This is a genomic window from Parasphingopyxis sp., from assembly GCF_052168295.1.
In the GTDB taxonomy this organism is placed as follows: domain Bacteria; phylum Pseudomonadota; class Alphaproteobacteria; order Sphingomonadales; family Sphingomonadaceae; genus Parasphingopyxis.
Map to the genome: position 1 here is coordinate 16,978 of NZ_JBQLZN010000059.1, position 25,078 is coordinate 42,055.

Consider the following 25,078-nt stretch of genomic DNA (forward strand, 5'->3'; position numbering starts at 1 on the left):
AATCACACGACGCCGCTTTGTTTGAGGGCGGCGATCGCGTCGGCATCGTAACCGAGTTCGGCCAGAATATCGTCGCTCTCCGCGCCGAGCAGCGGCCCGGCGCTCGTCGGCAGGCGCTCGCCATCGACCTTGATCGGGCTGGTCAGCACCTTGATCCCCGCGCGGTCCGGATGGTCGACATGATCGATCATGCCGGTTTGCTCGAGAAACGGATTGTCCATCGCATCCTCGAGAGAATTGACTGGCGCGACCGGCATCTTGCCCTTCAGCAGATCGACCCAGTGCGCGGTCGGTTGCGCGCCGAAGATCGACTCCAGTTCCGCCGTCAGCGCATCGCGATTCTCGCGGCGCGCGGCGGGCGTTGCGAAGCGCGCATCCTCGGCAAGCTCGGGCCGGCCGATCTCCTCGACTAGCACCGCCCAGAATTTGGGGAGCTGCGCCATCACGAACATCCACCCGTCGGCGGTGCGAAACATCTGGCTCGGCGTCGCCGTCGGATGAGCGCCGAAGGGCGCGCGCGGCGTCACATCGTCCTCGTTCATGTACCAGATGCCCGGATAGCTCATCTGGTGCGCGGCGGCGGAGAGCAGATCGACATCGATATCGCGCCCGAGCCCGGACCGCTCGGCATCGGCGAGCGCGGCGAGCAGCCCGACCGCCATCATCGTCCCGGTCATGAAATCGACCATCGACAGGCCGAAGCGCACGGGCGGTCCGTCCGGTTCGCCGGTCAACGCGAGAAAGCCCGCCTCGGCCTGCATCAGATAATCGTACCCCGGCCATTTGGCGCGTTCGTTATCGCGGCCATACGCCGAAAGATGCGCGCAGACGAGCCGCGGATTGACGTCCTTCAGCGCGTCATAGGTCAGCCCCAGCCGCTCGGGCAGGTCGCCGCGCAGATTATTGGCGACGGCATGCGCGTCCGCCGCGAGCCTGCGGAAAATCTCCCGGCCCTCGTCGCTCTGCAGATTGAGCGTCAGCGATTTCTTGTTGAGGTTGAAGGTCTGGAAATAGAGGCTCTCGCCCTCGCGCAGGAAATGCGGGCCGACCGCACGCGCCGTGTCCCCGCCCCCTTTTCCATTTTTCGGCGGCGGTTCGATCTTGATGACCTCGGCGCCCAGTTGCGCGAGAAACATCGTGCCATAGGGCCCCGCGCCATATTGTTCGGCGGAGAGAATCCGATAGCCGGCAAGGGGAAGCGGGCGCTGGCTCACACCGGGTTCCGCTTCACCCATTGCTTCGAGATGATCATGCGCTGCATCTCGTTCGTCCCCTCGCCGATGCACATCAGCATCGCGTCGCGATAATAGCGCTCGATCTCATATTCCTTCGAATAGCTGTAGCCGCCATGGATGCGCATGCCTTCATCGGCATTTTTCACCGCTGCTTCGGAGGCGAAATATTTGGCCATGCCCGCTTCCATGTCGCAGCGTTCGCCGCGATCATAGGCTTCGGCCGCATCGAGCGTGAGCAGCCGCGCGGCGCGGGCCCGCGTCACCATCTCCCCGAGCTTGAGCTGGATGGCCTGATGGTTGGCGATCGGCGTGCCCATCGTCTCGCGGGTCTGGGCATATTCGGTCGAGATACGGAGCGCACCCTCGGCCATGCCGACGCCGCGCGCCGCCACGTTGATCCGGCCAAGCTCCAGCCCGCCCGTCGCCTGGAAGAAACCCTGACCTTCCTCGCCGCCGATCAGATGGTCTGCGGGAATGCGATAATCGTCGAAGATAAGCTCGGCACTGTCGATCGACTTGTAGCCGAGCTTGTCGAACTTCTTGCCGGTCGTGAACCCGTCCTGTTTGGGCGCGATGAAGAGGCTCATCCCCTTGTAGCGCGGATCGGCCTTGGGATCGGTCTTCACGAGCAGCGCGAAGCAGGAGCCCTTGATGCCGTTCGAAATCCAGGTCTTGGTGCCGTTGATGACATAATCGTCGCCATCCCGCACCGCGGTCGTACGGATCGCCTGCAGGTCGGTGCCCGCATTGGGTTCGGTCAGCGCGAGGCCGCCGCGAATCTCGCCGGTCGCGAATTTCGGCAGCCATTTCGCCTTCTGCGCGGGCGTCCCGAACCGTTCGACGGCCGCCGCCATGATCAGGTGCGAATTGAAGATGCCGGTGATCGCCATCCAGTAGGAGGAGATCAGCGCGACGATTTTGGCGTAGGTCGTCGCGGGCAGGCCGAGCCCGCCATATTCCTCGCCGATGGTCGCGCCGAACAGGCCCATCTCGGCCATCTGGTTGACCAGTTCCTCGGGCCAGATATCGCCATGGTCATGTTCCATGACGACCGGGCGGACCTCGCGGTCGATCCATTTCTGGATCGAATCGAGCAGGGCCTGTTCTTCGGCCGGGTCCATCGGCGGGCGGCTGGTATCGGGTGCGCTTGCCATCTGTTTCGTTTCCTTATGCGTCGAGGCCGCCATGGCCACGCTTCCAGACGAGTACGGTCCGTTTGTAGTGGCTGACGACATCGCCATGCTGATTCTTGCCGATCGTCTTGAACGTCACGATGCCCTGTTCGGGGCGGCTCTTGCTCTCGCGTTTTTCGAGCACCTCACTCTCGCAATAGAGCGTGTCACCGACAAACAGCGGCTTGGTCATGCGTACCTCGTCCCAGCCGAGATTGGCGATCGCCTTGCCGCTGGTGTCGGAGACGCTCATGCCGGTCATCAGCGCAATGGTGAACGGACTGACGACCAGCGGCTTTCCGAACTCGGTGTCCTTTGAGAGCTCATAGTCGAAATGCGCCGGATGCGTGTTCATGGTGAGCAAGGTGAACCACACATTGTCGGTATCGGTGATCGTGCGGCCGGGGCGGTGTTCATAGATATGGCCGACTTCGAAATCCTCGAAATAGCGGCCCTGCACCTCGCGGAAACGCCCGGGTTCGACTTCGATTACTCCATCACGCATGCTCTTTTCCCTTTGTTCCGAGCCCGTCCATTCCGAGCATAGCCTCGAACCGCCTGATCACCGGCGCTTCGAGCATCTTTCCATTGTGGCGGATCACCTTGCCGCCCGCCGCCGCATAGGCGTCGAGCGCCGCGCGCGCCTCGGCCAGTTCCTCTTCGGTCGGGCGCATAACGCTGTTGATCGTTTCCACCTGTTTGGGGTGGATCGCCGCCTTGGCCGCAAAGCCGAGCGCCTTGGCCCGGCGGACTTCGGCTTCGAGCCCGATATCGTCGTCGAGCGCGATAAAGGGCACGTCGATGGCGGGTATCCGCGCGGCCGCGGCCGACATCACGAACGCGCCGCGCGCCGCGAGCAATGGCTCCCAGGCGAGATCGGTGCCGAGTTCGGCGGAAAAATCCCCGCCGCCGAACATCATCGCGGCAACGCCCGGGGCCGCCGCGATGCCGTCCCCGGCGCGCAGGCCTTTCACCGTCTCGATCAGCGGCACGAGGCCGGGCGCACCCGCGCCCAGCACCGCGCTGGCGATTTCCGGCTCGGCCGCGCTTTCGACCATCGGGATGAAGACCAGGCGCGGCTTGGTCTCGGCATCCCGCAGCGCCAGCAGGTCGCGCAGGCCGGCCGCGGTTTTGAGACCGTTGATGCGGATCGCGACGCCTTCGGGATCGAGCGTATCGAGCGATCCGATCGCTGCCTCGCGCGCCGCATCCTTGTCGCCTGGCGCGACGGCGTCTTCGAGATCGATACAGATGAGGTCGGCGCCGCTTTCCGCCGCCTTGGCGAAGCGGTCGGCACGCGATCCGGGCACGAACAATATCGAGTTCAATCCGCCCATGCCCGTCGATTCTCTCCTGTAACGCTTTCGTATCCGCACAATTTGTCCGGACAAATTTAAAGTCAAGCGCCGATTGGTCCGGCCGCCCGTAAATTCGGTCACAAGACCGGCTTTACCACGCCCAGCCAGCTTGTCGCGATCAGAAGGAGATAGACGATCCAGACCCAGATGCGCGTGCGGTCCATCGTCTGGCGCAACGGAATCTCGGTCTCATCGCTCGATCCCTCGGCAAGCAGCTTGCCGAGTTGCGGCCCGACGGGCTTGAAGGCGACGTCGATCATGATGGCGGCGGCGAAGATCGCGCCGAACAGCGCCGCCTTCCAGGCGATCCAGCCCTGATCGAGCGGCGCGCCGGTGACGAGCGACTGGATGCCGAGCCACAGGTAAAAGGCGGTAAGGCCGTATTTGAGCCAATTCTCGATGCTACGGTCGCGCGCGGCCCGCGGCGTCTGGTCGTGGATATGCGCGTCCCAGACCAGCCACAGCCAGAAACCCCCGACGATCCAGCTCGCGATCAAGAGCCAGCCCGGCACGTCCCACCAGTTGCCGACGGCGAGCACCGAGAGCGAGATGGGCACCATCAGCGCCCAGGCGCTGCGCGGCGTCATGTCGACGAGCACGAGCATCTTAAGGAGCGCGATTCGCTGCTCCAGCGTATAATCGTGCCGTTTGCGGAAATGCTGGCCGAGCAGGAAGACGCCGACATCCGCGCCGAGCCACAGCACGAACAGCAGCAGATGGATGTAGACCAGCGTTGGATAGGCGATGGCATCGAGCGACATGGAAACTCCCCTTGCGCTTCGCTATGACTCGCGCCATTGACAAAGTCAAAATTTGTCCGGACAAATTACGTAGACATTAAAGGCTTTGGGGAGAGGACTAATGGGTATCAGGAATTTGGCACTGGCTTGCGCGGCGATCGCTTTCGCGGGAACCGGCGCGGCGGCGGACGCGCGGACGCTCGATCCGTCCAACCCCGAAGACGCGGTGGAAATCTCGAAGCGGTTGCAATGCGGCGAGCAGGACGGCGAACCGGCCGTCTATTACTGGTCGGGCCGGGCCTATTCGCGCGTGCGCGGCGAGCGCGACCGGCACCTGTTCAACCTCGAAGGCATGAATATCCGCCAATGCGTGAGCGTGACCGATCCCGAGCGCGGCACCGGCTATCGGCAGGTCAGCCGCGAGATCATGCTCTACACCGATCCCGAGACCGACGAAGTGCTGCGGAGCTGGGAAAATCCCTGGACCGGCGAAACGGTCGAGGTGATGCATGTCGCCAACGATCCGGTGAACATGCGTGCGCCGAACTTCCCGGTGACGCGCGACGGATCGCCCTACCGGATCTCGACCTATCGCCGCATCGGCGACTGGGTACTGATCCCGTTCGAAGTCCCGCTCTTCTATGTGAACCCGCTCGGCGGCGATTATCAGGAATTCACCGGCAACATGTATCAGGCGATGGAGATTTTCGACTTCGCCGCGCGCGCCGACGAGATTCTCGATAGCGAAGCCAATACCGCCTATCCGAGCGTGAGCTGGGTCCGCGTGGCGCAATGGCTGCCCTGGATGCGGATGCGCAGCCGGGACGGGCAGATGATCTTCAACGCGGTCGGCGCGAAGCTGCGCGGCGGCTATGACGAATTGCCCGAAGTGCTGCGCAACGAGATCGCGGCCAACTATCCCGAATATACCGCGCCGCCTCCGGGCGACGACGCTCGGCCCAACGATACGACCTGGACCGTGTTCCGCCGGATGATCGACGAGCGGCGCGCGGCCGAGGGCGAAAGCGCACCGGCCAGCGGGCATAGCGAATAAGGCGAGACACACACGGCTATTGCAGCGTAAACGGGTGGTCGCCGCCCGCGAGGAGAGACGATGAATTCCAAGACGCAGAAAGGCGAATTCAGTCTCGGCGGGACGGTGCTGTTCGCGGGGGTGCTCGGCGTCGCGTGCGGCGCCTCGCCCATCCCCTACAATGTGATCGGTTTCACCGCCGAACCGCTGACCGCCGAATTCGGCTGGTCCCAGACGCAGATATTGGTGCCGATCACCTTGTTCGGGGTTATCGCCTCCTTCCTCGCGCCGGTCTTCGGCTGGATGGCGGATCGCTTCGGTGTCCGGCCGGTCGCCCTGTGGTCGCTGTTCGCCTTTGCGCTCGCCTTCGCGGCGATCTCGCTCACCCCCGCCTCCGACGACCCCTCCACGCTCTACATCTATTACGGCTTCTGGGTCGTGGTCGGCCTTGTCGGGATCGGCTCGACCCCGGTCACCTGGAGCCGCGCGATCAATCTCTGGTTTTTCAAGCATCGCGGGCTTGCACTCGGGATCTTGCTGATGGGCACGAGCCTGGCCGCCATGGTCATCCCGCAAGTCGCCGTCTGGGCGATCGATAATTTCGGCTGGCGGCAGATGTTCCTCGTCATCGCCGTCTTTCCCATAACCGCCTTGATCGTCGGCTACTTCCTGTTTCGCGAGCCGCGGCCGGAAGAACGGCCGAAGGCGATCGAGAGCGCGAGCGGCAAGCTGACCGGCGTGGGCCTGGGAACGGCGCTCAAGGATTACCGCTTCTGGGTGATCTGGTTGTCGATCGCGCTGATCGCTGCCTCTTTCGGCGGCGCGTTCATCAACATGCCCCGGATGCTCGGCCTGCGCGGTATCGATCCGCAGACCCAGGCGACCGTCATGGGTATCCTCGGCATCGGGATTTTCTCCGGCAGGTTGATCACCGGCGCACTGCTCGACCGCTTCTGGCAGGGCTTCGTGGCCTTCCCGCTCCTGTGCCTGCCCGCCATATCGGCTTGGCTGTTGATTGGCGACAGCATCACCTTTCCGCTGGCCGCCATCGCCGGCTTCCTGCTCGGCTTCGCCGCCGGCGCCGAGAGCGACCTTATCGCGTATCTGACCGGGCGCTATTTCGGCATGGCCAATTATGGCAAGATCTACGGCATGCTCTATATGCCGTTCGGATTGTTTTCGGCCGCCTCGCCCCTGCTCTATGCGCAGGTGTTCGACCGGACAGGCAGCTTCGATCCCATTCTGACCGTGGCCATGGGCGGCTTCGTCATCGGCGGCGGATTACTGCTGTTTCTCGGCCGCTATCCCGAGACCTTCCCGGAGGCCGAGGAGGGGCCGTCCACCGAGCCGGCGGCGGAGCCGGCCTGATGGCAACCGCGCCCGCCCATAGCGATACGCTCGGCCTGCTGACCCAAGCCGTCGGCGCCGATGCGGTGATCACCGACCCGGCCGAGCGCACCTTCTATGCGCAGGACGTCTACACGCTCGGCCCCGATCCGCTGGGCATCTTCCGCCCGGCCGATACCGACATGCTTGCGCGCGGCCTTGCTGCCGTCGCCGATAGCGGCGTCGCCATCGTTCCGCGCGGCGGGGGCATGAGCTACACATCCGGCTATGTCGCGCCCGAAGCCGGCGCGCTGATCATCGACATGGCCGCGATGGACCGCATCCTCGAAGTCAACGAGACGGACATGACCGTCACCGTCGAGGCTGGCTGCACCTGGCATAAACTGTACGAAGAGCTGCACCCGCGCGGACTGCGTACGCCGGTCTGGGGCACGCTCTCCGGCATCAAGGCGAATATCGGCGGCGGGATGAGCCAGAACGGCCTGTTCTGGGGGGCGACCAACGGCACCATCGCGCCGAGCGCGCTCGCGATGGAGGTCGTCCTCGCCGACGGCACCGTGATGCGCACGGGCAGCGAATTTCTCCGCCCCTTCGGCCCGGACCTGACCGGCCTGTTCGGATCGGACGCGGGCAGCTTCGGCATCAAGGCCAAGGTGACGCTGCCGATGATGCGCGACGCGACGGCGTTCGCTTATGGCTCCTTCGCATTCGACACGCCCGACCAGATCACCGCCGCGATGAGCCAGGTGGCGCGGGAAGGGCTGGCGAGCGAATGTTTCGGTTTCGACCCGTTCCTGCAGGCGCAGCGGATGAAGCGCGACAGCCTGACCAAGGATGCCAAGCAGCTGGTCGGCATGATGAAAAGCCAAGGCGGTTTCTGGAAGGGCATCAAGGAAGGCGCAAAGGTCGTTGCCGCGGGCCGCTCCTTCCTCGACGATGCGACCTTTTCCGCGCATCTGATCTGCGAAGGGCGGCATCAATCGGCGGTCGATGCCGATATGCGCCGCGTCGAGGAAATCGTCGCCGAAGCCGGCGGCACCAAGGTCGAGAATACGATCCCCAAGGTCATGCGCGCCAACCCCTTCCCGCCCGTCAATTCGATGGTCGGACCGGACGGCGAGCGCTGGGTGCCCGTTCACGGCATCGTCCGCCATTCGCGCGCGCTGGAAACGATCGAAACGATCGGCGCGCTGTACGAACGCCATGGCGAAGAGATGGAACGGCTCGGCGTCGGCGCCGGCTATCTGATCCTGACCGTCGGCCGCACGGGTTTCCTCATCGAACCCGTCTTCTACTGGCCGGACGAGATGCAGGAAATGCACCGCCGCTCTGTCGAGCCCGATCATCTCGCGAAGCTCAAAGGCTTTCCGGTGAACGAAGAGGCCCGCGCGCTCGTTGCTACGCTGCGGCGGGGCGTGATCGACATTTTCGGCGAGATGGACGGTGTGCATTTCCAGATCGGGCGCGCCTATCCGCTCGAAGCGCGTAGCGACCCCGAGGCCTGGAAGCTGCTCGAAGCGGTAAAGCGCGCGATCGACCCCGAGGGACGGATGAATCCCGGGGCGCTCGGGCTGGGATGATCGATCATGTATATGGACCGGCGGCAGATCATGGCAGCGATGCTCGCGAGCATGCTGCCCTTGCCCAATGCCGCCCTGATGGCGCAGGAAGACGCAATGCCTGAAACCCCGCTCTATTCGGCGCTTGCGCTGCAGCTCGCCGCCCGTTCCATAGAGGCGACGCCCGACCGGGCCGCCGCCCGCGCGCAGATGATGGCGATGATCGGCGAGGTCGAGACGAAATTGCGCTCGGCCAGTGTCTTCATCGAACAGTATGGCGGCCATCCGGTGCGCCTCGCCGTGCTGCCGGAGTATCTGCTGACCAGCTATCCGGGGCGCATCTCGATCCCCGATTTCGCGGACAAGGCGGCGCTCGAAATCGACGGGCCCGAATATGAGGCGCTAGGCGGCGTGGCGGAGCGGGCGAACCTGTTTCTCGCGGGCAACGCCTATGAGGCCGACAGCAATTTTCCCGATTTCTATTTCCAGACCAGCTTCGTGATCGCGCCATCGGGCGAGGTCGTGCTGCGCTACCGCCGGTTGAATTCCATGTTCGCGCCGACGCCGCACGATGTCTGGTCGCGCTATCTCGATATCTATGGCATCGACGGCGTGTTCCCGGTGGCGCGGACCGAGATCGGCAATCTGGCGGCGATCGCGTCGGAGGAAATCCTCTATCCCGAAATCGCCCGCGCCCATGCGCTGCGCGGCGCGGAAGTGTTCGTGCACAGCTCGTCCGAGATCGGATCGCCGCTCGATACGCCCAAGGACGTGGCAAAGCAGGCGCGCGCGTTCGAAAATATGGCCTATGTCGTGTCGGCGAACACGGCGGGGATCGAGGGCGCGGCGCTGCCGCTCGCCTCGGCCGACGGCAATTCGCAGGTTATCGACTGGAAGGGCCGCGTCGTCGCCGAATCGAACAGCGGCGAAACCTTCACCGCCTTTGCGACCGTCGATATCGATGGGCTGCGCGAAGGTCGCCGCACGCCGAGCATGACGAACTTCCTCGCGCGCCAGCGGCTTGAACTGTTCGCGCCGGTCTATGCGGACACGCAGATTCACGCCGCCAACGGCATGATGGACGGCGATATGCCACGCGTCCCCGATCGCGACTATTTCCGCCGGACGCAGGAAGAGGTGATCGAACGCATGGTGCGCGAAGGATTGATATAGGCGGCATTGCGCCGATATCGGTTCTGCACGCGGCTTTTTGATCCAGATCATGGTCTGGAAATTTGTCCGGACTAATTATAGTATCGCGGACAATCTCGGAGAGAATGGATGAGCAAGATCGACGTCGCCCCGCCCTATACCGCCGTTTCGCGGCATGAGATGTTTCCCGAACCCCGCCATGACGAGGCGGCGCGGTTCGATTTTCTCGCAAACCTCAACAAGTTTCTCGCCGGCACGCTCGGCCCGGGCAACAAGCTCGCCTATGACAAGCGCGTCCTGCCCGCTTTCGTCAAGGAGCATGGCCGCGAGCCCAAGGACCGGTTCGAAATCCGCCATGCGATGAATGCCGATCCGTTCCACAGCTTCTGGTCGGCGCTCAAGCGCAATTCGATGGAGATGCGCCAGCAGAACGGCCGCGCGATGGTGCTGCGCCAGCTCGACGCGTTGGACGCCAAGGCCGAAGCGCTCAACGCCGGCAAGGATACGCTGGAGCTCGATCCATCGGTCGCGGTGCCGCGCTATCAGGCCGCGGTCGATATTCACTGCATGCCGGGCAGCTATCATGGCGAAGAACGGCCCGGCGATGTCTCGGCCGGCGCCAATTACGATTGCGGCCTGTTCGCAACGACGGGCGGCGCGCTCGGCGCGCTCAACGATGGCGGCGGGCAGGCGCTGGTCGAATGGATCGCCAAGGAACGGCCGGGCTGGGCGCCCAAGCGCATCCTCGATATCGGCTGCACGATCGGCCATAACGCGGTGCCGTTGGCCCTTGCATTCCCCGATACCGAGGTGATCGCGATCGATACCGCCGCGCCGTCGCTACGCTACGGCCATGCCCGCGCTCAGGCACTCGGTGCGACGAATATCCGCTTCGTCCAGGCCAATGCCGAAGATCTCTCGCGCTGGGAGGACGGATATTTCGACTGGGTGCAGACGACGATGTTCCTGCACGAACTCTCCGGCAAGGCGTTGCCCAAGATCATCGCCGAAGGCTATCGCGTGCTCGCCGATGACGGGCTGATGCTGCATGTCGAGCAGCCGCAATATTCGGACGAAATGCCGCTCTACGAGCAGTTCATCCGCGACTGGGACGCGTTCAACAATAACGAGCCCTTCTGGTCGGCGATGCACGCGCTCGACCTCAAGGAGGAGATGGTGAAGGCGGGCTTCGCGCGAGACGAACTGTTCACTGTCGGCGTCCGCGCCGTCGTCGATACCGATATCTTCCCCGCGGCGCCGACCGGCGAATCCGAAGACCATGGCCGCGCTGCGGTGTGGAACGCCTATGGCGCATGGAAGAATGCCGAAGCCATTCAGGAGGCCGCGGAATGACCGAAGAAATTGACTGGATGACGCGGGCCAATCTCAAGGCCAAGGGCAAGCGCCCCGACTTTCTCGGCGATCCCGAGGAAGAGAAAATGCTCTCGATGCTGATGGCCGTGATCGGCGAGGTATCCGTACTGCGCGAGCGGCTCGACACGGTCGAACGGCTGCTGGAGGCCAAGGGCACGATCAGCCGCGCGGACATCGAAGCCTATGAGCCAGACCGCGAGGCCGGGCAGGAGCGCGGCGAGCTGATCCGCGAATATATCGCGCGCGTGATGCGCGGCCCGCATCAGGCGCTACAGGCGCTCGAAGAGTTCGAACCGCCGATCCAGGATGTCGTCGAAGATCTGCAGACGAGCTAGAAGGGCTTAACCGCGCCGAGGAAGCAGACGCTCGCGATCGTGATCCAGTAAATATAGGCCGAGATTCGCGCCTGGCCGATTTCGCGTGCCAGCGCGGCCTCTTCTGCTGCATCCGGCCCTTCGGCGAGCTTGCGGAACCGCACCGTCCAGCGCCGCATCACGAGCCTGAGGAACAGGCCGATGCACAGCGCGAAGGCATAGAGCCCGATCTTCGCCGGATACCATAAATTGCCCGGCCCGGTCTCGACAGGGCCGGTGCCGCCCCAGGCCATGAAGGCGACCAGGAACAGCACGGCGATCAACGGATAGCGCAGCAATTCCTCGGCCCGCGTCACCTTGATCCCGATATCGGTCTCGCGCTTGATGAAAGCCGTCCAGGTCATGGCCAGCCAGACCGCGAAGAAGAGCCACATCCACCAGACGCCTGCGCCCTCCAGGATCGGCACGAAGCCGTAGAGCTTGCCCATATGGAGGCCGAGCGGGAGGAGCAGCACGATGCCGGTGCGCGCGAGGATATCGATCCGATAGGCCGTCTCCATATGCCGCCGCCGCTCCTCGAGCGACAGCGCCGGATTGGTGACGTGATAGCTGGTCTGGAAGACGCCCCATTCGCCGCCCAGCCAATAGACCATCGCCAGGATATGCACCCAGCGCAGGATGCTCAGCTCATTGGCTGTCAGAAATTCCATCGACCCCTCCCAGTTCGCGCATAATTTGTCCGGACAAATTTCACTTGGCAAGCTTTAAATGCGCAGGCATGGTCGCAAACGCGCAAAACAGGGGAGTGCCATGCAGCATCGCACCGTCAGCGGAAAAATCAGCTACACCTCGGTAAAGCCCGAATGGGAAGGCCGGGAACGCGGCCGCGAATGGTTCGCCTTCACCCATCATGGCGACGGATCGACGATCATGCGCGCGCGCTGTGAGATCGAGGAACCGGACCCGACCGTGCTGCGCGATATCGTCTACCGGCTCGGCGCCGACGGGGAACCGCTCGACCTGCACGTGCATCTGACGCTGGGCGACGACTATCTGGGCACGGGCTGGATGCATGCCGATCACGATGCCCAAACGGTCATCTGCGAAAGCCATGGCCCGTCCATCGGGCGGCTGTCGCAGGAAATGCCGATGAACGGCGCGCTCGACGGCTTCGGCACGCACCCGATCGTCGGCGACGGCTATCTGACGAAATGCATGGACCTGTCGAAGGACCCGCACCGCCGCAATGTGCGCGTGTTTCTGCCCTCGCCCGATCATCGCGGCGCAACGCCGCCGATGATCGCGGAGGTCAATATCGGCCTCGAATATGTCGGCGAGGAAGAAATGACGGTCGCCGCCGGCACCTTCGCCTGCCGCCATTTCCGCTTCGTCGACGAAGAGGGCATGGGCGGCACCGAGCATCCCGCCTATGACATGTGGGTAACGGCCGACGAGGATTCCATCGTCGTGAAGGGCAGCATCGACGGCTATATGATGAACCGCTACGAGCTCGTCGAACTCGAACGCTTCGGGCCGGGCGACGCCGCGCCGCAGGCCGGCTCTTGAAAATACTGATCGTCGGTGGAGGGCTGGGCGGCCTGACGGCCGCCATAGCCCTGCGCCAACGGGGCTTCACGGTAGAAGTCCATGAAGCGGCGGCGCGGCTCGAAGAAACGGGCGCCGGGCTGACGCTGGGTATCGGCGCACAGCATGTGTTCCGGGCGCTCGGCACCCAGGCTGACGTCGCCGCCCGGGCCTGCCCCGCGGGCACCCTGCCCTTTCTCCACTATCGCACGGCCCGGCTGCTGATGGGCGCGCGCGACGAGGGAGACGGCCTGCCCGACGATGGCGCGGCCAATATCGTCCGGCACATATATCGGGCCGATCTGCAAACCGTGTTGATCGCCGCTGCCCAAGCCCTTGGCGCGAAGATCCTGACGGACCGGCGGCTGACCGGCTTCGAGGATCATGGCGATGGCGTGACCGCGCATTTTGCCGGTGGCGAGACGGCATATGGCGATGTGCTGATCGGCGCAGACGGCGTGCGTTCGGCGGTGCGCGCCCAGCTATGGCCCGGCGATACGCCGCGCTTTACCGATCATGTCGCCTATCGCTTCCTCGTGCCCCGGGCCGAAGCTGCGCCCTTCATGGGGCTGGGCCGCAGCGCGATTTTCATCGGCCCGCAGCGGACCTTCAACCGCTACACCATGTGCGGCGGCGAGATCGTGAACTGCGCGGGCCTCGCGGAAACGCAGGAGGCGATCGCCGAAGGCTGGTCGATACCGGCATCGACGGACGAATTGCGCGCGGCGTTCGATGGCTGGCACCCGGATGTCATGGGCCTGATCGACCGGGCGCAATCCATCATCAAATGGGGGCTGTACGATCGCGCACCGCTGCCGCAATGGGCGCAGGGCCGGGTGACGCTGCTTGGCGATGCGGCCCATGCCATGCTGCCCTTTCTCGGCATGGGCGCGGCCATGGCCATCGAGGACGGCTATGTGCTGGCCCGGGCGTTCGCTGAAGAAACCGATCCGGCGGCCGCGCTGGCCCGCCATGAGGCGGCGCGCAAACCGCGCACCGAGCTGCTCCACCAGATGTCGATCCGGCAGGGCCAGGTGACGCAGGCGATCGATCCCGACACATTCGAACCCGCAAGCGCGCCGATGAATGATCGCGAGATGATGGAGTTCGATCCGGTGACCGCCCCGATCTGACGTCTGGAGCGCTTCTGGCCGGCTGCGCTACCCTTCCGCGATCACCGCGCGGATCGCGGCGGCAAGCTCATGGTCGCTGAACGGTTTGTGGAGCAGCCGATAATCGCCGCCGGCCGCCTGTTCGAGCGCTTCGGTATCCGCATAACCGCTGATGAACAGGATCGGCAGATCGGGCCGGATGACGCGCAGCATCGCCGCGACGCGCGCACCGGACCGGTCCGGCATGGCGAAATCGAGCAACGCCAGATCGAACCGGCCGCTCAGCATCTCAGTGACCGCAGCCTCGCCGTCCGCGACGGCCCTGACCCGGCACCCCAGATGTTCGAGCATATCGGCAACGGTGCCGCGGACATCGTCTTCATCGTCGACCAGCAGCACATCGAGCTTCGGCAGCCTGGTGGCACTGGCGCCACTTTCCGCGCCGGCATCGGCCTGGCTGTCGTCCCGGTGCGCCTGGCGGAGCCGGATCGTGATCGTCGTGCCGTCCGCTCCGGTCGATTCGACGAAGGCGATGCCGCCGGACTGTTTGGCCATACCGAACACCATGGAAAGGCCGAGCCCCGTACCCTGCCCGATTTCCTTGGTCGTGAAGAAAGGCTCGAAGATTTTGGGCAGGACCTCCGGATCGATACCGCCGCCCGTATCGGACACCACGATATCGACATAGTCGCCGGCGGGGAGATCGTTTTCGGAAACCGGCAAATTCGTCGACCGCACGGCGACTTCCAGCTTGCCACCGTCCGGCATCGCATCGCGCGCGTTGATCGCAAGATTGAGGATCGCCATTTCGAGCTGCGTCCGGTCGGCGAGCACGTCCACTTTTTTCGGTGACGTTCGAACCGTGAGATCGATCTGCGGCCCGATCGTTCGCCGGATCATCTCGCCCACTTCCTCGACCACCTCGCTGGCCTCGAGCGGTTCGAGCTCGATCTTCTGCGTCCGCGAGAAAGACAGGAGCTGCGAGGTCAGCCGCTTGCCGCGCTCGATCGCCGCGCCCGCATTGCCGATCCAGCGCGATACGCGATCGTCGGCGTCGCTGCGCGTGCGGATCAGCTCGATATTGCCGGACGCGGCCTGCAGCAGATTGTTGAAATCATGCGCGATGCCGCCGGTGAGCCGGCCGATCGATTCGATCTTCTGCGCCTGCAGCAGCGCCTCTTCGGCCTTGGTGCGTTCCTCGATCTCGCTTTGCAAGCGGACGAGCGCCGCGTCGCGTTCCGCGACCAGTGCCGAAAGCTCCTCATTGGTACGCTGCAATTGCGCCGTCGACGGCACGGCAAGCGCCTTGGGGATGAGCGGCCAGAGCGCGATGGCGGTTGCGACCGACACCAGCGCGGTGAACGCCTTCATCAGCGCCTGAATGCCGTAATCGCCGTTCCACAGCGTCCAGATACCCATTACGTGCGTGAGCCCGCAGGCAAGGATGAAGGCCGCAAACAGCGCCGCGATCCAGCCGAACCGGATATCGGGCCGCTTGCGGATGAAATAGAGGATCGCGATCGGGATCGAAAAATAGGCGAGCGCGATCAGCGCATCGGATATCACATGCGTCCAGACCAGCCCCGGCTGCCACATGATGCAATAGCCATGCGGCGTGTAATCGTAGAAAAAGCTGCCGTAATTCATACTCGTGCCCCCACACAAACGACGAACTGTCGTTCGGCGTAGCCCTGCGCGGCAGCGATAGCCACCCAGTACTCCAGAACAGGGTGCGAAATGGAGATTCTATCCGGTCGGCAGATGTCCGCTCTTCACGTAGAGGAGGCAGCCCTTCTCGGAAAAATGATCCCTGCCGTCCCAGAGATGCGGGTAGCGCAGCCATGTACCGGCAGGATAGCTGCCGCGTTCGTCCTGCAGCACGCCTTCGAGCACGAGAATCTCCTCGCCGCCCCGGCGCCGGTCCGGGGTTGCGCGCGTACCCGGCGCATAGCGCACGAGCGCGACCGACTCCGATCCGAAACGATGCAGCGGGAGGACAGTCGAGCCCTCCACGGGCCCGGGCCGAAATTCCGCGGTCCGGGTTTGCACGGCGAACTGCTCGGTATCGTCCGCGTCGAACTGGTGCAGCTTCACAAAGATCGTGCAGCCCGGATCGCTGTGCGGCGTATGGCGCGTCCCGATCGGATTGCGGACATAGGTGCCGGCGGGAAAGTCACCGGTTTCGTCGGAGAAAACACCCTCCAGCACGAAAAACTCTTCGCCGCCGCCATGCGCGTGCTCGGAGAAATGCGAGCCCGGCGCATAGCGGACGATCGACGTCGCCCGCGCCACTTCCTCGCCGATCCTGTCAAGCATCTTGCGCTCGACGCCGGGCATCGGCGATGCGGTCCAGTCGACATCGCCGGGGCGGACGATAGCGGGTTTCGAGAAATCGGCGTTGATGCGCATGCTGCACCGTCCTTCGCGCGTTTGCCCGTGACGGTTACAGACCCGCCTCAGGCGTCAGGTTCGCGGATAGGCTGGAACACCCGGTCGATAAAGGCCTTGAGCTTCGCATCGCGCGTTTCGGCATCGGCGTCCTCGCCCTCGAGCGCCATCAGCCGCTCCTCCTGCACCCAGATCTCTTGGGCGAGATTCATCACGACTGCGACGAACCGGTCCATGCCGGGCTCAGCGAAGAAGCGGGGCTGCCCGTCCGGCCCGTAAATGCTGTCCGGCGCATCCTCGGGCTTGATCGGCGGGCCTTCGGTCTTGTGGTCGCCGCTCATGATTTCCAGGCGCCGAAACCGAACCACATCACGCCCTCGGCCAGCCGCCCCGTCGTTTCCTGCCCCACGGCCTCGCCCTCTTCCGCCGCAATCGTATCCGCGACCGCCTGCTCGCCATAGATGCCGATGCTCGGCACGACGAACTGGATATAGTCGTCCTCTGCAAACCCGGCGCGGACACAGAGTTCCGGCGGGCTTTCGTCGCGATACCCTTTGTAGAATGGCTCGGAATTATAATAGCTATCCCAGTCGAGATAGAAGCCGTCAAACGCGTCCATCTGGTCGTTGGGCGGCAATTCCATGTGCAACATCAGTCCGCCGGGCCGGAGCACGCGATAGGCCTCTGCGAACGCCTTGGCGCGCGTTTTTTTCGAGAGCTCATGGAGGAACATGGACGACCAGACGAGATCGAAGCTTTCGTCGGGATAATCGAGCGCATCGGCCGACATCTGCCGGAAATGCACCTCCTGCCCCTGCATCTTCGCGCGCGCCGAAGCATAGCGCAGCCCGCCCGGCGCGGCGTCGATCGCCTCGACCCGCGCATCCGGATAGGCCTGTTTCCAGGGCAGCGTATTGTGGCCGATCGTGCAGCCCGTATCGAGAATGTCGCGCGGTTTGAAATCCGGATATTTGCCCTTGATATAGCGCGCCATGGAGAGGCCGATATCGTCGAGATTGGCCCCCATCAGCCCCATCGAGAAGACCGCTAGCCCCTGATCGTAGACCGCGCCCGCTTCGAGCGTTTCGGCACCGCGCGTATAGGAACCGGGCATCAGATGGACGTCGATCGCATCGACATTGCGCGGCACGTCGAGCGACGGATCGAGGGTCAGCGAACCCGGCGCATCGGCGACCTTGGCCGCTTCGGCCTCCATCCGTTCGAGATCGCGTTCGACGATATCCGCGACGCTCGCCCAGACCATCTTCTGCGCCTGCACGCGCATCGCGCTGTAGATGTTGAACGCCGGATCGCCGCGGAGCGCCAGATGCGCCTCGCGGCTGGTTTCGGGCGCGCGGCCATGGTCGCGGCGGAAGGCTGGCGCGGCGCGTTTTTCGTAGCCGGCGCGCATATCGGCGGCGAGATCGTTGAGGATCAGGCTGCGGATGCCCGAGACGAAGCGGCCGCGCGCGGCCTCTTCCACCGTCAGTTCGGGCTTCATCGCATGTTGCAGGGTCGGGGTCATGGGGTTTCCTCCTCCTCATTCTCCGGGGCTGCGGGCGCGCTCGGGCACGCCGGATAGAATAGCGCGTCGAGCGTGCGCGGCGTCCGGATCAGCCACGTCGCGCCGGTCGTTGTAGTCGATTGCGGCCCGCTATGCATAACGCCCGCGGGCCGATAGAAATAGCCGCCGGGCGCATAGTCGTAATCGCGCCGACCGCTCGGCAGGCATTCGGCGAGGCGATAATCGCCGTCGAGCAGATAACCTTCCTCGGCCGTCGAATGGATTTCCCAGGGCACGGACACGCCCGCCGCGAGCCGCACCAGATGCGTCCGCGCGCCGGTTTCGGCATCGGTGTAGAGCCGCCGGATCATCAGCGGCGCTTCGGCGCCCGCATCGCGCGCGACCGTGCCCGCCGTCCATTCGGTTTCGGCTTCCCGCACGATCAGCGGTTCGGGCTGTGGGCTGGCTGGCGCGCTTTCGGGATAGCGGAAGAGCAGGATATCGCTGTCCGTACCGAGCCGGACCTCGCCCATGTCATAGCCCGCGCCGAGCCGCGCATAATCGCCGGGCCCCAGCGCGACGCGCGCGAACCGCATCGATCCGCGCAGAACGTAGATTTCGGTCAGCGCCGGTGCCGCGCCGCCATCGAAATCGGACGCCCGGTCCGCCGAGAGCCGCCACGCTTCGCCCGTCACCGCATCGCGCCGCAACAGCCGCGCCTCGGGCCAACCGTCTGACGGTGCGGCCAGGTCCGCCGCGTTCGCATCGACTCCGAGCACCAAGCCCGGCGGGTCGGCATAACCAAGCCGTTCGGGAATTTCGCTGCCCTCGAACCGCACCAGATAGTCGGCTTCTCCGACCTTGCCGACCATCTCGGGCCGCAGCGGTATCTCCGGATAGACGGTCACGAAATAATCGCCGGCGCTCGGATTCTGGCGGAGCGGCAGGATTTCATTCTGATAGACATCGCTGTTCCAGAAGGCCTCCGCATTGGCGAGGCAGGGAAAGCGCACAATCAGCGTCGCATAGCCGGGCGGCGCATCGCCCTCGAACGTCGCCACGGCGCGCGGGGCGTTGATGTAATAGCCGCCGAGCCGGTCGTAGATCTGCGAGTCCGCGATCGCCTGCCCATAAGCCATCATCCGCGCACGATCATGGGTCGGGCCGGCCACGACCATATAGACGGGGTCGGCGCAGGGCGTGGCCGGGGCAGTGGCCGTTCCCTGCAGCATCGCCGCAAGAAGCAGCGTGGCGCTCATTCGCGCAGCAACTGGTTGATTTCGATCAGATTGCCGTCCGGATCGAAAATGTTGCAGCCGATGACGCGGATCGGCGGCGCGCCATCGCGGCCCGGATATTCCTGCATCCGCGCGGGCGCGGTCATGGTGACGCCCGGAACTTCCGCGGCGGCGGCGCAGCGCGCCTCGGCATCGTCGGTGTTCATGATCATCACATGATCGCCGATGCCGAGCCGGGTCGGATAGGGACCGGGATCGGGCAGCGCGGGCTCGAGCCACTGCATGAAGCCGATCCAGCCGATCCATGGGTCGTTGGCGTTCGCCAAAACCAAGCGCGCCCGCGCGCCCGGTTCGCCGGCTGGGAGCGCGACGCCCGACGTCGTCACCTCGGTATCGTAATTGACCGAGAAGCCGAGCACGTCGCGATAGAGGGCGAGCGACGCATCGATATCGCGCACGATCAGCGTGCTGCGCCGGAAATCGGTCGGTGATCGCTCATCTGGGGCAGCAACGCCGGGCGAGGCGGTCTGGTCGTCGCTCTCGCTTTGCCCGGCGCTGGCCATGCCAGGCGCGCAGGCCATCAGGGCCAATAGTGCGAGCTTTTTCATCCTAGATTCTCCTCCGAGAAGCCGGCGATGGTCGCCGGTTCGGCATTCTGGCGGATCAGCGCCTGTTTGCGGAAGAAGCGCAACAAACCGCTATCACCCATCCGCGAGGGGCCCATGCCGGACAGTTTAAAACTCTCATTTTCCGCGTCCCAGACCATCGAAGTCATCGACCCGTCGTTGATCGAGATCGCCCCGGCCTCCAGCCGGATACCGACCGCCTCGGCTTCCTCCGCAGTGCCGGCGACGACCGCCGCCGACAGGCCATAATCGCTGTCATTGGCGGCCGCGACTGCCTCATCGACCGTATCGAAGGGAATGACCGGCAGCACCGGCCCGAATGTCTCTTCGCGCACGACGGCCATATCGGCGGTGGCGTCCGCGATAACGGTCGGCCGCAGATATTTGCCGCCGCCCAGCGTCTCTACCGTGCCGCCCGTCAATATGCGCGCGCCCGCCTCGCGCGCCGCATCGATGTGCTGCGCGACCTTGTCGGCCTGGGGTGCGAAGATGAAGGGGCCGATCTCGCCGCTGCCGATATCCGGATAGTTGAGCGACACGGCCTCGGCCTCACGCACCAGCGCATCGAGAAAGGGCTGATAGATATCACGCGCGACATATATCCGCTCGATCGACTGACAGGCTTGGCCGGTGGCGACGACGCTCGCGCGCAGCGCCGTCCTGGCCGCGCGTTCGGGATCGGCGCTCGCCAGGATCAGCATCGGATCCTTGCCGCCCAGTTCGAGGTTGGCCGGGATGAAGGCGCGCGCCGCGGCTTCGGCCACCTTGCGCCCGGTCGCCACCGAACCGGTGAAACAGATATAATCGACATTGGCGACGAGCGCTTGGCCCGTCTCCGCATCCCCCTCGATCAGCGCCAGTACCGATTCCAGCTCCGGGACCTGGGCGATGGTATCGCGCAGCGGCGCGATAAAGCGCGGCGTGACTTCGGATGGCTTGATCAGCGCCGCGCACCCGGCGGCAAGAGCCGGAATCGCGTCTATCGTCGACAGGATAATGGGGAAGTTCCACGGCGATATCGCGCCGAACAACTGGTATGGCACGAGCCGGGTCGAATTGGTCACGGTCGGATGGGCGAGCTGGACGTCGGCGTTGCTGTGCGCGGCGATCAGGCCAGGCGCGATATCGGCCCAGCGCCGGATCGTCGCCGACAGCCCGTCGACCTCGACGGCGGAGATCAGCGCCCGGCCCGTGTCCGTGCGCAGCGCCTCGAACAGGGGCTGGCGATGCGCCTCGACCGCATCGGCCCAGCGGCGGAGGATATCCGCGCGTTCCTCCGGCGGCCGTGCCGCCCATTGCGGCTGCGCGGCGCGCAGCGATCGCGCGACATCGGCGACTGCGTCGGCATCAGCCGGGCTGATTTCGTAATCATATTCGCCGGTCCGGGGATTGCGGATTTTCACTGTTGCGCGCTCCAGCTATCGAGAATGGCGTCGCCGCGCGCAAACCATGCGCCCGGCTGGTCTGCCAGCCAGCGGAGCAGGCCTTCGAACGCATCCATGCGGTACGGGAGCCCCATGATATAGGGCGTCAGATGCATCGGCAGCATGCGGCCGCCATGATTTGCGGCTTCGCCAGCCAGCCAGCCATAAGCGTCCTGCATCTGCTGGACATAGCTGTCCGCCGATTGCTGCTGGACGTTGACGATCTGGCGATCCGACAGCTCGTGGTTGAGCGGGATATTGACGATATCGCCGGCTTCGGTCGCGAAGCGGTAGGGCAGCTCATCATTCACCCAGTCGCACATATAGTCGAGGCCCGCTTCGGCGAGCAGCCTAGCGGTGTTGAAGCTCTGCGAGCGGGCGATGGATAGCCAGCCGCGCGGCCGGGTCCCGGACACCTGTTCCAGCGTATCGAGCGACTGCGCGATCAGCGCGCGTTCGTCTTCCTCGGGCAATCCGCTGGCGATGGTGCCGTTCATATCGGTTGAGTGCGCGATGATCTCATGCCCAGCGCCGACGACCGCTTCGACGATTTCGGGATAGCGCTTGGCGATGGCGCTGTTGGTTGCGACCGATATCTTCGCGCCGATTCCCTCGAACGCGTCGAGCAGCCGGTAGAGACCTACGCGCGTCCCATATTCCCGTGCGGTATAGTGGCGGTAATCGGGATAGGCGGTCTGCATATGGCCGGGCGCGCGGAGGGGTTCGTCGCTCGGCGTAATCGGGAACCATTCGAGGCTGATCACCGGCCAGATCGCAACGCTCTTGCCACCGGGCCATTGCACGGGCAGCCGCGTATCGAAGCGGCTGTACGGGTAATGCTCGTGATCCATGCCGCGCTGGCGCTTCGGATAGTCGAGATAGGCGGGATCGAGGCTCATGACGCATCTCCCGTCTGCTCGCGATAGCTATTGACGATCTCCCCGGCCTTGGCGATCCAGGCGCGACCGTCCGCCGCGATATGCTTCAGCACCTCCTCGAACGGCCCGATCCGGTGCGGCTGACCGATCAGGTAACTGTGGAGCGGGATGCACATCACCGTGCCGGACTCTTCTCCCTCCCGCGCCAGCCGCTCGAACTGCCGGATCAGCGTATCGGCATATTCCCGTGGGCTCATATTGTAGATGAAGAAGCCGTAGTGATCGTTCACCTCAAGGCTGTAGGGGATCGCGGTCAGCTTGCCAGACACCACCTTCACATCGGTCGGCTGGTCGTCATGATAGAGGTCGCAGGTGTAATCGAGGCCATATTCGGCGATCAGGTCCAGCGTGCGCGGCGTGTGCGTCAGCGCCGGGGCGAGCCAGCCGCGGATCGTCTGCCCCGTCGCGCGTTTCACGGTCGCAATCGAATCCTCGATGATCGCGCGTTCCTGCGCCTCGTCCATCCCGTAGCTGTAGCGCGTGTTGTAGATGCCGTGACTGAAAAACTCCCAGCCGCGCGCATTCGCATCCTCGACGACTTCCGGGATATGATCGCAGAGCGCGACCGACAGGCTCACCGATCCCGGAAAGCCGTGTTTCGACATCGCATCCGCCATCCGCCAGTGCGACACGCGGTTGGCATGATCGCGATGGCTGTAGCCGACCACATCGGGATGCGGCTTGGGCCAGCTCTTGCGGTGCGGATTGGTCGGCGGATCGAGCTCGTAAAACTCAAGGTTCGGCGCCACCCAGACGGCGCAGGTCTTGCCGTCCGGCCATGCGAGCTTCGGCCGACCGCGCCACGCCTTGAAATCGTACAATTCGGGGTCCGCTTCGCCTTCCCGCACTAACGCGCCTCCAGCCAGTCTATCACCGCCTGGACCGGTTCGACATCGGCATATTTTAGCTGGAGGTCGGTAAGGTTCGCAAAGTGATAGCTCTCATGCTTGTCCGCGCAGGTCTCGATCGGGACGATCGTGCGGTAACCGTGCGATAGCGAATCGACCGCCGTCGCGCGCACGCAGCCCGAAGTGGAACCGCCCGTCACCACCACCGTATCGACCTTGTGCCAGACCAGATAGCTGGCGAGCGGCGTCTCGAAGAAAGCGCTCGGCATGCGCTTGGTGAAGGTCATGTCGTCGGGGTCGATCTCGCAGCGCGGATCGAATTCGTGCCGCTCGGAATCATATTTGATGTTTTGCAGCGAATCCTCGGTATCGGTCCGCGTGCCCCAGACGCCAGCATCGCCCGCATCGGCTTTATAGGCGACGCGCGACCATATGACGGGCATGCCCTTGCCGCGCGCGAGCGCGGAAATCCGGTTCACATGGGCGATCTGGTCGGGATCGGTTTCATAGGCCGTCTTGAAGGCAGCAAGGTCCGTATAGGCGCGCTGGATATCGACATTTACGATGGCGAGCTTCTCGCCGAAGCCGTATTTCTTGCGCGCCGGATTGGCCATCACGCCGTCGAAGATTTCGCGCGCCGTCTTCCCGTCGCTGACCATTTTTGTGCCCTGCATCTGGCGCCTTTCTCCTCTCGCTCCTCCGTGCGATTATCGTGCCGCGAAAGAAAAGACTTGTCGAGAGAAATTTGTCCGGACAAATTATGCCCCAATGATCACACGGCATTACATTCGACTTGGCGATCGCCACGTCCATTATCGCAAGGCGGGTAGTGGCCCGATCCTGCTGATGGTGCATCAAAGCCCGCGCAGTTCGGCCGAATATGCAGCGCTGATGGAGAAATGGGCGCCGCATTTCACTTGCATCGCGCCCGATACGCCGGGCTTCGGCCAGTCCGATCCGCTGCCCGGCGAGCCCGATATCAATGACTTTGCGGAAGCCGTGCACGCCCTGCTCGACGCGCTCGGTATAGACCGCTGCGCCGCGTACGGCTTTCATTCGGGCGCGATCATCCTGATGACGGCGCTCAAACAGAGCCCCGCGCGTTTCACCCGCGCCGCGATGGGCGGCTATGCGGTATGGACGCCGGACGAAATGGCGCTGTTCGGCGATGCCTATCTGCCGCCCTTCCATCCGGCCGACTATGGCGAGCACCTCACCTGGCTGTGGAACCGGATACTCGAACAGAGCTGGTTCTTCCCCTGGTTCGCGACGGACGAGGCGCATCGGCTGAGCGTTGCACATGATGATCCGGCGCGGGTCGATGCCGTGGTGCGCGAGATGCTGGACGCGGGGAACGCCTATCAGGCTGGCTATGGTGCCGTGCTGCGCGCGCCGCGCGATATCCCGCCGACCGATGCGGAGATGCCGCCCTGCCTGATCACCGCCTATGATGGCGATCCGCTGCAGGCGCATATCGACCGTCTGGGCGACATGCCTTCGGGCTGGGAGGCGCGCAAGGTCGCGACACCCGACGACCATCAGCATGCGAGCCTCGATCATCTGTTGGCGGGAGAATATCCGGAGGAACCCGCCTTGCCTGAAGCGGATGACCGGGGATTTGTCGCGATAGACACTGGCGGCTTTGACGGCCTCATCCATTGGCGCGGCAATCGCGGGTCCGACGCCCTGCACCTCCACGAGCCCGGCCGGGCGCTGGACAGCACCGCCGCGCCCGATGCGCTCCATATCGACCTGCCCGGCCACGGCCTCTCTGACGATTGGAACAGCCAGGCACCCAAGGACTGGGCCGGATGGGCGGCGCTGATCGATGCCGTGTCTGCCGAACTCGGCACGCTCAAAACCCATATCCCCGCGCCGCCGCCCGGCGATCCGGCGCGTCTCTATCCCGATCTGACGCCCGACCGGTTCGGCGCCTATCTCACGACCGCCTGGCAGATCGTCCGCGCCCGCCATTTCTTCGAACCCTGGTACGAAGCGAAAGCGGACAACGCCCGCGCCTTCGATCCGGCCGATCTGGCGCTGGAAAAGCTGGCGACCGAGCATCGCGACCTGCTCCGCGCCCGTGCTGCCCGCCCCTATCATCTCGCCCTCCTCGACAAGGACAATTGACC

General features: G+C 64.4%; 25 protein-coding genes. 9 read left to right on the forward strand and 16 right to left on the reverse strand.

All coding sequences use genetic code 11. The features are described 5' to 3' along the window. Positions 1-2: 2 nt before the first annotated feature. The 5 genes from ACTS1Z_RS09970 to ACTS1Z_RS09990 all read right to left on the reverse strand — a co-directional run bounded on the left by ACTS1Z_RS09970 (position 3) and on the right by ACTS1Z_RS09990 (position 4,526). On the reverse strand, positions 3-1,235 hold the full coding sequence (locus tag ACTS1Z_RS09970; RefSeq protein ID WP_442624306.1) for a CaiB/BaiF CoA transferase family protein: 1,233 nt from the start codon (positions 1,233-1,235) through the stop codon (positions 3-5). Then, positions 1,211-2,389, reverse strand: coding sequence for an acyl-CoA dehydrogenase family protein (locus tag ACTS1Z_RS09975; RefSeq protein WP_442624307.1), 1,179 nt, complete (start codon positions 2,387-2,389; stop codon positions 1,211-1,213). The genes ACTS1Z_RS09970 and ACTS1Z_RS09975 overlap by 25 nt, the downstream gene beginning before the upstream one ends. Positions 2,390-2,402: 13 nt before the next feature. After that, positions 2,403-2,912 carry a MaoC family dehydratase gene (locus tag ACTS1Z_RS09980; protein ID WP_442624308.1) on the reverse strand — a complete coding sequence of 170 codons (510 nt, stop codon included), beginning with the start codon at positions 2,910-2,912 and terminating at the stop codon, positions 2,403-2,405. Beyond that, entirely contained in the window at positions 2,905-3,744 is an 840-nt protein-coding gene (locus tag ACTS1Z_RS09985; protein ID WP_442624309.1) for an HpcH/HpaI aldolase/citrate lyase family protein, read from the reverse strand. Before ACTS1Z_RS09985 ends, ACTS1Z_RS09980 begins: the two co-directional genes overlap by 8 nt. Positions 3,745-3,842: 98 nt before the next feature. Beyond that, a complete protein-coding gene (locus ACTS1Z_RS09990; RefSeq protein ID WP_442624310.1) occupies positions 3,843-4,526 on the reverse strand; it encodes a hypothetical protein in 684 nt (227 codons plus the stop codon). Positions 4,527-4,626: 100 nt separating this feature from the next. On the opposite strand from ACTS1Z_RS09990, the gene ACTS1Z_RS09995 reads away from it, so the two are divergent. From ACTS1Z_RS09995 to ACTS1Z_RS10020, 6 genes are all read left to right on the forward strand, one after another. After that, entirely contained in the window at positions 4,627-5,559 is a 933-nt protein-coding gene (locus ACTS1Z_RS09995; RefSeq protein WP_442624311.1) for a DUF1838 family protein, read from the forward strand. A 60-nt stretch (positions 5,560-5,619) separates the two neighbouring features. Further along, positions 5,620-6,906, forward strand: a complete 1,287-nt coding sequence (locus tag ACTS1Z_RS10000; protein WP_442624312.1) for an MFS transporter — start codon at positions 5,620-5,622, stop codon at positions 6,904-6,906. Continuing rightward, on the forward strand, positions 6,906-8,465 hold the full coding sequence (locus ACTS1Z_RS10005) for an FAD-binding oxidoreductase (RefSeq protein ID WP_442624313.1): 1,560 nt from the start codon (positions 6,906-6,908) through the stop codon (positions 8,463-8,465). Before ACTS1Z_RS10000 ends, ACTS1Z_RS10005 begins: the two co-directional genes overlap by 1 nt. Before the next feature lie 6 nt (positions 8,466-8,471). Next, positions 8,472-9,617 (forward strand): nitrilase-related carbon-nitrogen hydrolase, encoded by a 1,146-nt coding sequence (locus ACTS1Z_RS10010; protein ID WP_442624314.1) that lies wholly within the window; start codon positions 8,472-8,474, stop codon positions 9,615-9,617. A gap of 108 nt (positions 9,618-9,725) precedes the next feature. Continuing rightward, on the forward strand, positions 9,726-10,949 hold the full coding sequence (locus ACTS1Z_RS10015) for a class I SAM-dependent methyltransferase (protein WP_442624315.1): 1,224 nt from the start codon (positions 9,726-9,728) through the stop codon (positions 10,947-10,949). After that, positions 10,946-11,305, forward strand: a complete 360-nt coding sequence (locus ACTS1Z_RS10020) for a hypothetical protein (protein WP_442624316.1) — start codon at positions 10,946-10,948, stop codon at positions 11,303-11,305. Before ACTS1Z_RS10015 ends, ACTS1Z_RS10020 begins: the two co-directional genes overlap by 4 nt. On the opposite strand, the gene ACTS1Z_RS10025 is transcribed toward ACTS1Z_RS10020, so the two are convergent. Continuing rightward, positions 11,302-11,994, reverse strand: coding sequence for a hypothetical protein (locus ACTS1Z_RS10025; RefSeq protein ID WP_442624317.1), 693 nt, complete (start codon positions 11,992-11,994; stop codon positions 11,302-11,304). The genes ACTS1Z_RS10020 and ACTS1Z_RS10025 overlap by 4 nt on opposite strands. Before the next feature lie 100 nt (positions 11,995-12,094). Here ACTS1Z_RS10025 and ACTS1Z_RS10030 point away from each other — a divergent pair, with 100 nt between their 5' ends. Further along, positions 12,095-12,850 (forward strand): hypothetical protein, encoded by a 756-nt coding sequence (locus ACTS1Z_RS10030; RefSeq protein WP_442624318.1) that lies wholly within the window; start codon positions 12,095-12,097, stop codon positions 12,848-12,850. After that, entirely contained in the window at positions 12,847-14,001 is a 1,155-nt protein-coding gene (locus ACTS1Z_RS10035; RefSeq protein WP_442624319.1) for an FAD-dependent monooxygenase, read from the forward strand. Before ACTS1Z_RS10030 ends, ACTS1Z_RS10035 begins: the two co-directional genes overlap by 4 nt. 27 nt (positions 14,002-14,028) lie before the next feature. On the opposite strand, the gene ACTS1Z_RS10040 is transcribed toward ACTS1Z_RS10035, so the two are convergent. From ACTS1Z_RS10040 to ACTS1Z_RS10085, 10 genes are all read right to left on the reverse strand, one after another. Then, positions 14,029-15,627, reverse strand: a complete 1,599-nt coding sequence (locus tag ACTS1Z_RS10040; RefSeq protein ID WP_442624320.1) for a response regulator — start codon at positions 15,625-15,627, stop codon at positions 14,029-14,031. A 99-nt stretch (positions 15,628-15,726) separates the two neighbouring features. Next, the gene (locus ACTS1Z_RS10045) at positions 15,727-16,389 is read right to left on the reverse strand and encodes a cupin domain-containing protein (protein ID WP_442624321.1); all 663 of its coding nucleotides are present in this window, start codon (positions 16,387-16,389) and stop codon (positions 15,727-15,729) included. 47 nt (positions 16,390-16,436) lie between these two features. Beyond that, on the reverse strand, positions 16,437-16,709 hold the full coding sequence (locus tag ACTS1Z_RS10050; protein ID WP_442624322.1) for a hypothetical protein: 273 nt from the start codon (positions 16,707-16,709) through the stop codon (positions 16,437-16,439). After that, on the reverse strand, positions 16,706-17,893 hold the full coding sequence (locus ACTS1Z_RS10055; protein ID WP_442624323.1) for a class I SAM-dependent methyltransferase: 1,188 nt from the start codon (positions 17,891-17,893) through the stop codon (positions 16,706-16,708). Before ACTS1Z_RS10055 ends, ACTS1Z_RS10050 begins: the two co-directional genes overlap by 4 nt. After that, the gene (locus ACTS1Z_RS10060) at positions 17,890-19,131 is read right to left on the reverse strand and encodes a cupin domain-containing protein (RefSeq protein WP_442624324.1); all 1,242 of its coding nucleotides are present in this window, start codon (positions 19,129-19,131) and stop codon (positions 17,890-17,892) included. The genes ACTS1Z_RS10055 and ACTS1Z_RS10060 overlap by 4 nt, the downstream gene beginning before the upstream one ends. Next, positions 19,128-19,718, reverse strand: a complete 591-nt coding sequence (locus tag ACTS1Z_RS10065; RefSeq protein WP_442624325.1) for a VOC family protein — start codon at positions 19,716-19,718, stop codon at positions 19,128-19,130. Before ACTS1Z_RS10065 ends, ACTS1Z_RS10060 begins: the two co-directional genes overlap by 4 nt. Then, positions 19,715-21,139 (reverse strand): aldehyde dehydrogenase family protein, encoded by a 1,425-nt coding sequence (locus ACTS1Z_RS10070; protein WP_442624326.1) that lies wholly within the window; start codon positions 21,137-21,139, stop codon positions 19,715-19,717. Before ACTS1Z_RS10070 ends, ACTS1Z_RS10065 begins: the two co-directional genes overlap by 4 nt. Further along, positions 21,136-22,059: a polysaccharide deacetylase family protein gene (locus ACTS1Z_RS10075; protein WP_442624327.1), complete on the reverse strand. Its 924-nt coding sequence runs from the start codon at positions 22,057-22,059 to the stop codon at positions 21,136-21,138. The genes ACTS1Z_RS10070 and ACTS1Z_RS10075 overlap by 4 nt, the downstream gene beginning before the upstream one ends. Then, positions 22,056-22,946: a polysaccharide deacetylase family protein gene (locus tag ACTS1Z_RS10080; protein ID WP_442624328.1), complete on the reverse strand. Its 891-nt coding sequence runs from the start codon at positions 22,944-22,946 to the stop codon at positions 22,056-22,058. Before ACTS1Z_RS10080 ends, ACTS1Z_RS10075 begins: the two co-directional genes overlap by 4 nt. Further along, positions 22,946-23,620, reverse strand: a complete 675-nt coding sequence (locus ACTS1Z_RS10085) for an isochorismatase family protein (RefSeq protein WP_442624329.1) — start codon at positions 23,618-23,620, stop codon at positions 22,946-22,948. Before ACTS1Z_RS10085 ends, ACTS1Z_RS10080 begins: the two co-directional genes overlap by 1 nt. Positions 23,621-23,714: 94 nt before the next feature. On the opposite strand from ACTS1Z_RS10085, the gene ACTS1Z_RS10090 reads away from it, so the two are divergent. Then, positions 23,715-25,076, forward strand: coding sequence for an alpha/beta fold hydrolase (locus tag ACTS1Z_RS10090; protein ID WP_442624330.1), 1,362 nt, complete (start codon positions 23,715-23,717; stop codon positions 25,074-25,076). Positions 25,077-25,078 lie beyond the last annotated feature (2 nt).

Bases quoted from the DNA above. Each gene is read 5' to 3' on its own strand.
- ACTS1Z_RS10060 (WP_442624324.1), bottom strand. From the start codon at position 19,131: ATGAGCGCCACGCTGCTTCTTGCGGCGATGCTGCAGGGAACGGCCACT.
- ACTS1Z_RS10050 (WP_442624322.1), bottom strand. From the start codon at position 16,709: ATGAGCGGCGACCACAAGACCGAAGGCCCGCCGATCAAGCCCGAGGAT.
- ACTS1Z_RS10040 (WP_442624320.1), bottom strand. From the start codon at position 15,627: ATGAATTACGGCAGCTTTTTCTACGATTACACGCCGCATGGCTATTGC.
- ACTS1Z_RS09975 (WP_442624307.1), bottom strand. From the start codon at position 2,389: ATGGCAAGCGCACCCGATACCAGCCGCCCGCCGATGGACCCGGCCGAA.
- ACTS1Z_RS10020 (WP_442624316.1), top strand. From the start codon at position 10,946: ATGACCGAAGAAATTGACTGGATGACGCGGGCCAATCTCAAGGCCAAG.
- ACTS1Z_RS10090 (WP_442624330.1), top strand. From the start codon at position 23,715: ATGATCACACGGCATTACATTCGACTTGGCGATCGCCACGTCCATTAT.
- ACTS1Z_RS10055 (WP_442624323.1), bottom strand. From the start codon at position 17,893: ATGACCCCGACCCTGCAACATGCGATGAAGCCCGAACTGACGGTGGAA.
- ACTS1Z_RS10005 (WP_442624313.1), top strand. From the start codon at position 6,906: ATGGCAACCGCGCCCGCCCATAGCGATACGCTCGGCCTGCTGACCCAA.
- ACTS1Z_RS10010 (WP_442624314.1), top strand. From the start codon at position 8,472: ATGTATATGGACCGGCGGCAGATCATGGCAGCGATGCTCGCGAGCATG.
- ACTS1Z_RS09985 (WP_442624309.1), bottom strand. From the start codon at position 3,744: ATGGGCGGATTGAACTCGATATTGTTCGTGCCCGGATCGCGTGCCGAC.
- ACTS1Z_RS10045 (WP_442624321.1), bottom strand. From the start codon at position 16,389: ATGCGCATCAACGCCGATTTCTCGAAACCCGCTATCGTCCGCCCCGGC.
- ACTS1Z_RS09990 (WP_442624310.1), bottom strand. From the start codon at position 4,526: ATGTCGCTCGATGCCATCGCCTATCCAACGCTGGTCTACATCCATCTG.
- ACTS1Z_RS10015 (WP_442624315.1), top strand. From the start codon at position 9,726: ATGAGCAAGATCGACGTCGCCCCGCCCTATACCGCCGTTTCGCGGCAT.
- ACTS1Z_RS09980 (WP_442624308.1), bottom strand. From the start codon at position 2,912: ATGCGTGATGGAGTAATCGAAGTCGAACCCGGGCGTTTCCGCGAGGTG.
- ACTS1Z_RS10075 (WP_442624327.1), bottom strand. From the start codon at position 22,059: ATGAGCCTCGATCCCGCCTATCTCGACTATCCGAAGCGCCAGCGCGGC.
- ACTS1Z_RS10000 (WP_442624312.1), top strand. From the start codon at position 5,620: ATGAATTCCAAGACGCAGAAAGGCGAATTCAGTCTCGGCGGGACGGTG.
- ACTS1Z_RS10025 (WP_442624317.1), bottom strand. From the start codon at position 11,994: ATGGAATTTCTGACAGCCAATGAGCTGAGCATCCTGCGCTGGGTGCAT.
- ACTS1Z_RS09970 (WP_442624306.1), bottom strand. From the start codon at position 1,235: ATGGGTGAAGCGGAACCCGGTGTGAGCCAGCGCCCGCTTCCCCTTGCC.
- ACTS1Z_RS10065 (WP_442624325.1), bottom strand. From the start codon at position 19,718: ATGAAAAAGCTCGCACTATTGGCCCTGATGGCCTGCGCGCCTGGCATG.
- ACTS1Z_RS10030 (WP_442624318.1), top strand. From the start codon at position 12,095: ATGCAGCATCGCACCGTCAGCGGAAAAATCAGCTACACCTCGGTAAAG.
- ACTS1Z_RS09995 (WP_442624311.1), top strand. From the start codon at position 4,627: ATGGGTATCAGGAATTTGGCACTGGCTTGCGCGGCGATCGCTTTCGCG.
- ACTS1Z_RS10085 (WP_442624329.1), bottom strand. From the start codon at position 23,620: ATGCAGGGCACAAAAATGGTCAGCGACGGGAAGACGGCGCGCGAAATC.